Here is an 11,643-nt window from a genome sequence, read left to right on the forward strand (position 1 = left end):
GATTGTATTGCTTCCAGTTAGTTGTTTTATAGCGAGGTTTTGACACGATTGATGGGTGAGTTGATAGGCTATGCCGATCAGATCACCAGCTATGGTTTTAGTTCAACTGATTTAGGAAACAAAGCCCTCTCTACCCGCAAACTCAAGGTTATCAATACTTTTTAAGCATTGCGGATTTGCAAAGCATCAAGGCTAATTTGGTGCAACAGCTGCCACATGCTACCTTGCATGACATAATTCATGCTGTCAGTTATTACTATCAAGACGATGCTTATATGAATTTAGAGAGCTAACCGATTTAATTGCGCTTTTATAAGATAAATTAAAACAATTGTTAAAGGATAAAATAGAATCAGCTATGGATAAAAAAGCAAAAAGGATTTTATTCTCCACCTATTGGAAGAATGGTTGGATTGACGTAAAAAACAGAAGTCTCTCCGAGCCCGACTTTATCTACGCCAAATCGAAAGGATTAATGTTTGATCCTTTAACTATCTCCCATGATGAATGTATCCTTGACATCGCAGCGCTAGTAAAAGGCATTTCGCAAGCACAAGTAACAAAAGGATTTTTAAGCAGTTTAACCTCTCGGCGATTGGATTGGCGCTCATCCATTGCATCCTATGCGATCGCCCAAAAAATCCCATTTCATCAATACACACCTATCATTTCAGGCTCTTCTTATAAGGATGGCAAACCAACTGCACACTCCTATACCTGTGGCATTTGCCGAGACAGTCAATATGGCATCCGAGGAAGTGAATCCTATAACAAGATGGATATTAACGTATTCAATTTCGAGCGCATTAAATGGGGCGGCGTGCGCCATGGGGATATTTTGTATACCTATTTTGATTTAAGCCAATTTATCAATGCCGATATTCCAGAGCCAACAACAGCCGATATTGCCTGTTTTAGGGAAATATTAACGATTATCGAAACATCTGAGCCGAGCGATTATCCCAGCGCATTGGAGAAAAGATTAGCGAATGTGATTAAATCGAGTAAAGCTGAGCGACAAATATTAATCGAAATATTAGCCAGTCTGGGAATATTAAAACCCAATACTGTCGATAGACAACGCCAAGGCAAAAATGACTGGGTATTTGCCGAATATTGGCGTGGTGAAGACAAATATTGCCAACAAACAGTTGTTCGCCTGTTTGGAGAATATTTAACAGGGTAAAAGGGATGTCACGGGCTAATCCAGCATTAGCGCTTTGACTAACACTTAGCCACAACCGCCAGTCTAGATTGAACGCTGCTAGACAAGATTTACCATACATACCGCCAGCCGAATTTGTCTAAACGCAGCATCGGCTTTGTGCCCATCCCCTAAATAACCTCAAGTATTCGCCCCTCCTTGCGATAAGCAGATTATCGTCCTGCGACCACCAAGATGAAACATTTTCATAAAGCGCATAAATATTCTTATTTAGTTAAAATTAGCTGTTGCAAACGGCACAGAAAGCGGTTAGCTTAAAAAAACGTTCGATGGATAAGTATCCACCGACACCAAATTCAACAGAATCACAGAGTATAGAGAGTCATATGAGCCAACTACTGAACGCTATCCACCATCATCACCACCATATGCGGTAGCCTTCGGACGCTCACTGCCGAAGGACTATATCCTTCTGGCGGACTGATTCAAAGATGATCATAAACCCCTGGAAGGAATTCCGGGGGTTTTTGCTTTTGGGCTTTTTAACTAACGATTTAATAGATAATTAGTACTTAATTTCAATATGTTAACCGCCACATTTACTGGCGGTGCCGATAAACCAGTTAAAGCGTGAAACGAAAGAATATCATTTTGAATTTGTTAACTTTGAGCGAGATAAAATTATGACCGAATCAAACCGTTTACGTATTGCCATTCAAAAATCGGGTCGCCTATCGACCGACTCTCAGCAATTACTCAAGAGCTGCGGTGTTAAGTTTTCCATTAACGAACAACGTCTTATCGCACACGCAGATAACATGCCTATCGATTTACTCAGAGTACGTGACGATGATATTCCAGGACTGGTGATGGATGGCGTGGTCGATTTAGGCATTATTGGTGAGAACGTGCTCGAAGAAGAGCAAATTGAGCGTCAAACCCTAAATAAGCCAGCCGAATATGTAAAATTACGCCAATTAGATTTTGGCGCCTGTCGTCTCTCGTTAGCCGTGCCAACCGAATTTAGCTATGCCGATGCCTCATCCCTAGAAGGCTTGAGAATTGCCACCTCCTACCCCAATCTGTTGCGCCGTTTTATGCAACAAAAAGGCATAAATTATCGCGATTGTATGTTAAAAGGTTCGGTTGAAGTTGCACCGCGTGCAGGGCTTGCCGATGGCATTTGTGACTTAGTCTCCACTGGCGCAACCCTTGAAGCCAATGGTTTATACGAGACTGAAGTCATCTACCGCTCCATGGCCTGCATTATTCAATCAACCCAAACCCAAACGCCGAGCAAACAAGCCTTAATCGATCGCATTTTATCCCGCGTAAACGGCGTGATCCGCGCCCGTGAAAGTAAATATATTTTGCTGCACGCGCCCACTGAAACTTTAGATCAAATTGTCGCCCTGCTGCCCGGTGCCGAAAATCCTACTGTATTGCCATTAAACGACGATACTAATCGAGTGGCCATTCACGCCGTCAGTACTGAAGATCTGTTTTGGGACACCATGGAAGAACTCACCGCGCTCGGTGCCAGCTCAATCCTCGTCATGCCAATTGAAAAAATGATGGGGTGATCTATGGATATTTTGACTTGGGCAGCGTTATCCACCGATGAACAAAAAGCCGCGCTCCAACGCTCACCTTTAATTGGTGACAGCGGCTTAGAACAAAGTGTTCGGGCCATTATCGATGCCGTTGCTAGCCGTGGCGATGCGGCGCTGAAAGAGTTTAATCAAAAGTTTGATGGCGCTAAGTTTGCAAATATGAGTAGCGCCAATATCGACAGTCTGCGTTTAAGTGAAAGCGAGATTAGCGCCGCCAGCGCGCGGGTATCGCCCGAACTTAAAGCCGCCATTGCCCAAGCGATGGCCAATATTGATGTGTTCCACAGCGCGCAGCAATTTCGCCCCATCGACATTGAAACCCAAGCGGGGGTTCGCTGCGAGCTTCGTAGCGAACCGATTGAAAAAGTCGGTTTATATATTCCCGGTGGCAGCGCCCCATTAATCTCAACCGTACTGATGTTGGCCCTGCCCGCCAAAATTGCTGGCTGCGAAAAACGCGTATTGGTGAGTCCGCCGCCGATTAACGATGCGATTGTGTATGCGGCAAACGCCTGTGGGATCACTGAAATTTATCAAGTGGGCGGCGCGCAGGCCATTGCCGCACTGGCCTTTGGCACTGAAACGATTCCCAGCGTCGATAAGATTTTTGGCCCGGGCAATCGTTATGTCACCGAGGCAAAGCGCTTAGTCTCGCAGGATAGCCGCTGCACAGTGTCTATCGATATGCCAGCAGGCCCTTCCGAGGTATTAGTGATTGCCGATAGCGATGCCAATGCGCAGTTTATTGCCGCGGATTTACTCTCCCAAGCGGAGCACGGTCCTGATTCGCAGGTCATTTTAGTCACGGATTCGGAGCCATTAGCACAAGCTGTGAATCACGCACTCGAGTCACAACTGGCCGCTCTGCCACGCCAAGAGATTGCCGCAACCGCCCTAAACAGTAGCCGCACCATTTTAGTCAAAGATATGCTGGAAGCAGCACAGGTATCGAATCGTTACGGGCCTGAACACTTAATTATTCAAACCCGCTTCCCACGGGACGTACTAAATCATATTCGCGCCGCAGGCTCAGTGTTTTTAGGCGCCTATACACCTGAATCGGTTGGGGATTATGCCAGTGGCACTAACCATGTATTGCCGACTTATGGTTACAGCCGCGCGGTATCGAGCCTCTCCTTGGCCGACTTTAGTCGCCGCTTTACGGTGCAAGAGCTCAGTGCCAAGGGCCTGCTCGGACTCGGACAAGCGGTGATGACCCTTGCCAGCAATGAGCTACTCGATGCCCATAAAAATGCAGTCGCGATACGCTTAGCCAGTCTTAAGGACTGATGGAAATAAGTAACGCAATCAACAGTACGCTTAATTAACGCCATAGCAAGACTTAGGATGAATAGGATGAGCCAAGCACCAACGAGCCCAGCACCGACGAGCAATGTGCCTGTGACAAACATTCCGAGCGCCAATCGCGCCAGCAATACTCTCGACAACAATACTCTCGATAACACAAGCATCGAGCCAACACCCCTTGCCGCACGTCTTGCGCGGCCCGAACTGCTCGAGTTAACGCCCTACCAAAGTGCTCGCAGGCTAGGTGGTCGTGGGGATATTTGGATCAACGCTAACGAATCGCCCTTCAATAATGTAGCCGTTACTGAACTCGATTTATCTAAATTAAATCGTTACCCCGAGTGCCAACCGCCCGCGTTGATCAATGCCTACAGCCAATATAGTGGTGTTGCAGAGAGCAAAATTGTCGCCAGTCGCGGCGCCGATGAGGCCATCGAATTGCTTATTCGTGCCTTTTGTGTCCCAGGCATCGACTCCATTGCGACCTTTGGGCCCACTTACGGCATGTACGCCATTAGCTCGCAAACCTTTAATGTGGGCGTTAAGGCATTAAGCTTAACGGCTGAGTACGGTCTCCCAAGTGACTTTGCGACGGCCGCACGCGGCGCTAAGTTAGTGTTTATCTGCAATCCCAATAACCCAACCGGTACTGTGATTGATAAGGCGCGCATAGAGCAAGCCATCCAAGCCCTACCCGACGCCATAGTTGTCGTCGATGAGGCTTATATCGAGTTTTGCCTAGAATATAGCGTCGCCGATTTACTCGAGTCTTACCCAAACCTTGTGGTGCTGCGCACCCTTTCAAAGGCCTTTGCCTTAGCAGGCGCCCGCTGCGGCTTTTTGCTCGCCAATGAAGAAATTATCGAAATCATCATGCGGGTGATTGCACCCTATCCCGTGCCACTGCCCGTGAGTGAAGTGGCCGTGCAAGCATTGTCACCGGCTGGAATTGCGCGGATGAAAACCCAAGTCAAAGCGCTCAATACTCAGGGAGAGCGACTCGCGGCGGCGCTGAATTTGTACTGCGAGCAATGGGGCGGCGCCGTACTAACACCCAATGGCAACTATGTGCTCGCCGAATTTGACGACGTCGCAAAAGTGGCAAAGCTGCTTATCGATAATGGCATTGTCGCGCGGGCCTATAAGGACCCTAGATTGGCTAAAGCCATTCGTTTTAGCTTCAGCTCTCAGGCTGACACTGACCGCTTAGTGTCGCTATTTGAATCGCAAAAGCTGTGAGCGTTTAGCGCAAGTCTTGTCGCAGCATTGGCCTAATAAACTGATTTTATAAAGATAACAAACTGAATTGAAAGGTAGCAGCATGAACCCAGTATTTACCCCAAATGTCGCCCAGAAAATACTCTTTATCGACCGTGATGGCACCTTGATTGAAGAGCCTATCACCGACAAACAGGTCGATAGCCTCGCCAAACTGGTATTCGAGCCCCAAGTGATCCCCGCCTTACTGCGCCTCCAAAAAGCCGGTTTTCGTTTAGTAATGGTCAGCAATCAAGACGGACTCGGTACCCCTTCCTTCCCGCAGGAAGATTTCGATGCGCCGCACAATATGATGATGCAAATCCTCTCCAGCCAAGGGGTTAAGTTTGAAGATGTACTCATCTGCCCGCACTTTAACGATGAAAATTGCAGCTGCCGCAAACCAAAACTAGGGCTGGTGAAAGACTTTTTGACCCAAGGCACCATCGATTTTACCCAGTCCGCTGTGATTGGTGACAGACACACAGATGTGGAACTGGGCAATGCCATGGGGATTAACAGCTTTCAATATCAGCGAGGCAGTCTAGGTTGGAACGCCATTGCCGATGCCTTACTCAACAAGGGCCGCAGCGCGACTGTGGTACGCACCACCAAGGAAACCGATATTCGCGTGACAGTCGATCTCGACAATCCCAGCAAAGGCGCCATTAACACTGGTATTGGTTTCTTCGACCATATGCTGGATCAAATCGCCACCCACGGGAATTTCAAAATGGAGGTGAATGTCGATGGCGATCTTGAGATAGACGATCACCACAGCGTTGAAGACACCGCATTGGCAATTGGAGATGCGCTGCGCCAAGCGCTGGGTGATAAACGTGGTATTGCCCGTTTTGGTTTTAGCTTGCCGATGGATGAGGCCAAGGGCGAATGCTTACTGGATCTTTCCGGCAGGCCTTTTATTAAATTCGCCGCCCAATTTGAACGGGAAAAAGTCGGTGAAATGGCCACCGAAATGGTGCCGCACTTTTTCCGATCTTTTGCCGATGGCCTACGCTGCACCCTGCACGTCGCAGCCGAAGGAGATAACGATCACCACAAGGTCGAAGCGCTATTTAAAGTACTGGGCCGCGCGCTGCGTCAGGCCGTCAAAGTTGAAGGCGATGTGTTGCCATCGAGTAAAGGCGTGCTCTAACACCTCACTCAACCTGAGTTAGGTGTGTAATGACCTGATGCAGATTGATTAACGAATAATACAAAGTCTGATGATTTTAACGAGGGGCAGTTTCGGGAATGTGGCGATAAACCACTTCCCCGCTGACCCATCAATAGGAAAACCCAATGTCAGCAAACATAGATGAATTTGATGTTGTCATCATAGACACAGGTTGCGCCAACTTAAGTTCGGTCCGGTTCGCCTTTGAGCGCCTCGGCGCTAAGGTGTTAGTCACCGATGACAAGGCCAGCATTAAAGCCGCTAAACGGGTGGTACTGCCAGGTGTCGGCAGCGCTGGCGCCGCGATGGCTTCATTATCTGAAAAAACCTTAGTCGAATTAATTCAAGGGTTAACTCAACCCGTGCTGGGGGTCTGTTTAGGGATGCAAATGCTCACGCTGCTCTCTAAAGAACGTGGCGGCCAAGCGCTGGATTGCCAATGCTTAGGCATTATTCCAACCGAGATTGACGAGCTAGACCGTCAAATACTGAAGGCCGAAGGTTTACCTCTGCCGCACATGGGCTGGAACCAACTGACCTTTAGCAATCCGTCTCAGGTTCACCCGCTGTTCGCCGGTGTTCCAGCCGGCAGTTACGTGTATTTTGTGCACAGCTACCGCGCGCCATTAAGCAACTACACCTTGGCACAATGCCGTTATGGTGAAGACTTTAGCGCCGCCATCGGTAAAGACAACTTTATGGGCGTGCAATTTCACCCTGAGAAGAGCGCCGCGGTGGGTGCACAAATCCTAGGTAACTTTTTAAAAATGCAGTAAATGCAATCGCTTATTGTGTTTGGGATGAACCAGTATTTTTCAGCCATAACATTGGGCAATAAAGCGCGGCAGCAAATGCACCAAAAAGAATTTAAGGACAACAGATGATCATTCCAGCAATTGATTTAATTGATGGCAAAGTAGTTAGGCTCTACCAAGGGGATTATGGGCAGCAGACCACCTTCGATTTAAGTCCGCTGGCCCAGTTGCAATCCTACCAAGACCAAGGGGCAAGCTGGCTGCATATCGTGGATTTAACCGGCGCTAAAGAACCCGCTAAACGCCAAACGACTTTGATTGCCAAGCTGACTGCGGGACTAAGCGCCAATATTCAAGTGGGCGGCGGGATCCGCACTGAAGAGCAAGTCGCCGAGTTATTATCCCTTGGGGTTAAACGTGTGGTGATAGGCTCGCTCGCCGTCAAAGAGCCTGAGCTAGTCAAAGGCTGGTTTAACAAGTTTGGCAGCGAGGCAATTTGCCTGGCACTGGATGTGAATATCAATCAGAACGGCGAGAAAATCGTCGCGGTTTCTGGCTGGCAAAACGGTGGCGGCAAGAGTCTAGAATCTATCGTTGAAGACTTTAGCCAAGTGGGACTTAAACATGCACTGGTGACTGACATCAGCCGCGATGGCACCCTCACTGGCGCCAATACCGCACTCTACCGCGAGCTATCCAGCCGCTATCCCAATATCGCTTGGCAAGCCTCGGGTGGCATTGCCACCCTTGAGGATGTTGCCGCCGTCAGAGACAGTGGCGCCGCGGGGATCATTATCGGTAAAGCTTTACTTATCAATCAGTTTAATGTGGCGGAGGCAATCCAATGCTGGCCAAACGAATAGTCCCCTGTTTAGATGTGAAAGATGGCTGCGTGGTCAAAGGTGTACAGTTTCGCAACCATGAAATTGTGGGCGACATCGTACCACTCGCAGCGCGTTACGCCGCAGAGAGCGCCGACGAACTGGTGTTTTACGATATCACTGCCAGTGCCCACGACCGAGTGGTCGATAAGTCTTGGGTGAGCCGAGTGGCGGAGCAAATCGATATCCCCTTCTGCGTCGCTGGTGGCATTAAAACCATCGGCCAAGCCCGGGAGTTACTGGCCTTTGGCGCGGATAAAATTTCAGTCAACTCGCCTGCCCTGAGCGACCCAAGTTTAATCTCACGCCTGCAGGATGAGTTTGGCCGCCAATGTATCGTGATTGGCATCGACTCATTTTATGATGCGGCAAGCGACAGTTATAAAGTGAAGCAATTTACCGGCGATGAAGCCGCCACCAAAGAAACCGCTTGGTACACCCAGGATTGGGTCGAAGAAGTACAAAAACGCGGCTGCGGCGAAATCGTGCTCAACGTGATGAACCAAGATGGCGTGCGCGGTGGCTATGATATCAAACAGTTAAGCCTAGTACGCCAGCTGTGCGATGTGCCCCTAATCGCCTCGGGCGGCGCTGGCACTATGGCGCATTTTCGCGATGTGTTTATCGAGGCAAAGGTGGATGCGGCGCTGGCGGCTAGCGTGTTCCATAAGGCCATTATCAATATCGGCGAGTTAAAACAGTATTTAGCGGCCGAAGGCATCGCCATTCGCCAGTAACTCAACATCAGTAGCGATTGATACAAATAATAAGGTATGCAGATATGACAACTGGAACCACTTCAAGCTGTTGCCAAGGCCCAGCAAGTGCAGAACTGGTCAATAGCCTCGACTGGGAAAAACAACAGGGGCTTATCCCTGCGGTTATTCAAAACCATCTATCGGGCAAGGTATTAATGCTCGGATTTATGGATAAAGCCGCGCTACAGCACACGCTGGCGACCGGTGATGTGACGTTTTTTAGCCGCTCTAAACAACGTTTATGGACCAAGGGCGAAACCTCAGGCCATACCCTAAAATTGGTCGCCATCGATAAAGACTGTGATAACGACAGCTTGCTGGTACAGGTGTTACCCAATGGCCCAACCTGCCATAAAGGCACCGAAAGCTGCTGGCTCGATGGCAATGCTCACCCGTTTTTAAACAATCTGGCCGAGCTTATCGCCTCGCGTAAGGGGCAAAACCCAGAGTCGAGCTACACCGCTTCCCTTTTTGCCCGTGGCACCAAACGCATCGCCCAAAAAGTCGGTGAAGAAGGGCTCGAAACCGCCTTGGCCGCTGCGACTCACGATAAAGAAGAGCTGATTAACGAGGCATCGGATCTGGTGTATCACATATTAGTCTTACTTGAAGATCAATCACTAAGCTTAAGTGATATCAACGCCAATTTGCTCGCCCGCCATCAAAAGGCGCAGCAAAAGTAGTCCGCTTTCAAACATCACGGTATCTCTCTGCCGCATTCCTTTTGGTCTACGGCAGAGTACTCTCCATTTTGCATTCAGTGACGGCCAATTAACTTGCTGTTGCTAACCCCGGTTTTACTTAATCCCTGCTGTTGCCAACCCCTTCTAGTGCTAACCAAAGCCTCGCCTCCACAGTCCGTCTTGTAACCCTTAACCTGACCTAAAAACCACACGACGTCACGCAAATTGTACACCTGGCCCCTGACAAAAAATCAGCAAAATACTGTTGTAATGGTTGACAAGTACACCTTAACTGCCTATCGTAGCCAGCGTCCTCGAACCAACACCGAGGCATTGTCGCAACTTATTAACATTTAAGATAAATTTAAAAAACAGGGCAAATTGTCTTTGTTATGTGATGTGACCAAGCCATTAGATGTGGTCAAGTTACTCGATGTCATTAAGTGCCGAATTAACCCCAAGCAAAGGCGAGTTTTATGCGTATTACCACAGCTTATTATCCCTATCTGTAGCCGCAATGGCATAGATAGGCATACTCGCCTGACCTTCCATTGTGGCCATATCCCCAACGATCCGCAGATTGCGCCACGATCACAATACAGGTACACCACGTACCCTTTAGATCCCAGTATCACGCGCCATTCTGCACAGCTCCTCAATAAAGCACTCATCTGAGACAGTTGAGCCATTAATAAAGACGTTTGAGCGTAAAGTTATGACACAGAATAAATTTTTCGGCAGTTTGCTACTAATTGCAGGCACCACCATTGGCGCGGGTATGCTCGCACTTCCTATCGCCTCTGCAGGACTCGGTTTTGGTGTATCGAGCCTGATTATGTTGCTCCTCTGGGCGCTGATGGCCTACACCGCTCTGCTGATGGTTGAAATCCATCAATTTGCCCCGAGCGATGCGAGCCTGAACCAATTAGCCCGCACGCTTTTGGGCGCCAAGGGCCAAGTGATTGCCAGTGTTGCGTTAATGTTTTTACTTTACGCCCTGTGCGCCGCCTATATCGCAGGTGGCGGCGAGCAAGTTAATCAAAAGCTCAATGCTTGGTTAGGATTAAATCTGCCACCACAGGCGGGTGCCATCTTCTTTACCCTGTTAGTCGGCACCATTGTCGGCTTAGGCACCCATTGTGTCGATTTGATCAATCGCGTACTCTTTAGTTTAAAAATCATTGCGTTAATCCTAATGCTGGCCTTATTACTGCCACAGGTCGAAGGCACACATTTACTCGAACTGCCACTAGAGCAAGGGCTTATCGTGTCAGCCATTCCAGTGATTTTTACCTCCTTTGGTTTTCATGGTTCGATTCCATCCGTGGTGCGCTACTTAGGCGTTGAGGTAAAAAGCCTGCGTAAAATCATGCTGCTCGGCTCGGCGTTACCACTGCTGATTTACCTGCTGTGGCAACTGGGCAGTCAAGGCGTGCTCAACCAAAGCCAACTGATGACGAATCAAAGTCTTTCAGGCTTTATCAATCAGTTAGCCAGTGTACTGCACAGCCAATACTTAAGTTCTGCCATCAGTGTGTTTGCCGATCTGGCGCTGGCCACCTCCTTTTTAGGGGTCAGCCTAGGTCTGTTTGACTTTATGGCGGCGAATTTAAGGCAGCAGGATAATGCCGCGGGTCGCAGTGTTACCGCCGCCATTACCTTCGTGCCTCCTCTGGGGTTTGCCCTCTTTTACCCGCAGGGATTTATTACCGCCCTCGGTTATGCGGCAATCGCACTCGTGATCCTCGCGATTTTTTTACCCGTGGCCATGGTGTGGGTACAAAGACAAGCCCGCGATAAAGCAAAACTGCCACAAGGTTACCGCGTCGCAGGGGGGAAGCTCGGTTTACTGTTAGCTATGCTCTGCGGAGTGGCCGTGATTGGCGCTCAGCTCTTGGGATAAGCTGTACGGATAAACAATCGGGATAAACGCTATTTTAGCTTAAGCCGTATAAGTGCCTGTAAAATCATGATGAATAATGACAGGCACTCAGTCTTGCTTCGCGCAAGATTGCCAAGTTCTTTATTAGTCAGCCAGCGGCTTGG

Annotated in this window: 10 protein-coding genes and 1 pseudogene; all 11 read left to right on the forward strand. The window is 48.8% G+C overall.

What is annotated here, in order from left to right; genetic code table 11:
* Positions 1-137: 137 nt before the first annotated feature.
* Positions 138-293: pseudogene (locus tag IEY09_RS20400) on the forward strand (DUF7716 domain-containing protein); the annotation flags it as partial.
* A 65-nt stretch (positions 294-358) separates the two neighbouring features.
* Positions 359-1,186 (forward strand): hypothetical protein, encoded by an 828-nt coding sequence (locus IEY09_RS18075; RefSeq protein ID WP_188872125.1) that lies wholly within the window; start codon positions 359-361, stop codon positions 1,184-1,186.
* 662 nt (positions 1,187-1,848) lie between these two features.
* Positions 1,849-2,748 (forward strand): ATP phosphoribosyltransferase, encoded by a 900-nt coding sequence (gene hisG / locus IEY09_RS18080; protein WP_169547694.1) that lies wholly within the window; start codon positions 1,849-1,851, stop codon positions 2,746-2,748.
* A gap of 3 nt (positions 2,749-2,751) precedes the next feature.
* Positions 2,752-4,068, forward strand: coding sequence for a histidinol dehydrogenase (gene hisD / locus IEY09_RS18085; RefSeq protein ID WP_188872127.1), 1,317 nt, complete (start codon positions 2,752-2,754; stop codon positions 4,066-4,068).
* A 66-nt stretch (positions 4,069-4,134) separates the two neighbouring features.
* Entirely contained in the window at positions 4,135-5,325 is a 1,191-nt protein-coding gene (gene hisC, locus IEY09_RS18090) for a histidinol-phosphate transaminase (RefSeq protein ID WP_188872129.1), read from the forward strand.
* 82 nt (positions 5,326-5,407) lie between these two features.
* Positions 5,408-6,499, forward strand: coding sequence for a bifunctional histidinol-phosphatase/imidazoleglycerol-phosphate dehydratase HisB (gene hisB, locus IEY09_RS18095; RefSeq protein WP_188872131.1), 1,092 nt, complete (start codon positions 5,408-5,410; stop codon positions 6,497-6,499).
* A 146-nt stretch (positions 6,500-6,645) separates the two neighbouring features.
* Positions 6,646-7,296, forward strand: coding sequence for an imidazole glycerol phosphate synthase subunit HisH (gene hisH, locus IEY09_RS18100; protein ID WP_188872133.1), 651 nt, complete (start codon positions 6,646-6,648; stop codon positions 7,294-7,296).
* A gap of 104 nt (positions 7,297-7,400) precedes the next feature.
* Positions 7,401-8,138 (forward strand): 1-(5-phosphoribosyl)-5-[(5-phosphoribosylamino)methylideneamino]imidazole-4-carboxamide isomerase, encoded by a 738-nt coding sequence (gene hisA / locus IEY09_RS18105; RefSeq protein ID WP_188872135.1) that lies wholly within the window; start codon positions 7,401-7,403, stop codon positions 8,136-8,138.
* Complete coding sequence (gene hisF, locus IEY09_RS18110) at positions 8,120-8,893, forward strand: imidazole glycerol phosphate synthase subunit HisF (RefSeq protein ID WP_188872137.1); 774 nt, start codon at positions 8,120-8,122, stop codon at positions 8,891-8,893. Before hisA ends, hisF begins: the two co-directional genes overlap by 19 nt.
* A gap of 44 nt (positions 8,894-8,937) precedes the next feature.
* Positions 8,938-9,597: a bifunctional phosphoribosyl-AMP cyclohydrolase/phosphoribosyl-ATP diphosphatase HisIE gene (gene hisIE / locus IEY09_RS18115; RefSeq protein WP_229778025.1), complete on the forward strand. Its 660-nt coding sequence runs from the start codon at positions 8,938-8,940 to the stop codon at positions 9,595-9,597.
* Positions 9,598-10,312: 715 nt separating this feature from the next.
* The gene (locus tag IEY09_RS18120) at positions 10,313-11,500 is read left to right on the forward strand and encodes an aromatic amino acid transport family protein (RefSeq protein WP_188872139.1); all 1,188 of its coding nucleotides are present in this window, start codon (positions 10,313-10,315) and stop codon (positions 11,498-11,500) included.
* Positions 11,501-11,643 lie beyond the last annotated feature (143 nt).

Source organism: Shewanella xiamenensis (assembly GCF_014647135.1).
Taxonomy (GTDB): Bacteria; Pseudomonadota; Gammaproteobacteria; order Enterobacterales; family Shewanellaceae; genus Shewanella; species Shewanella xiamenensis.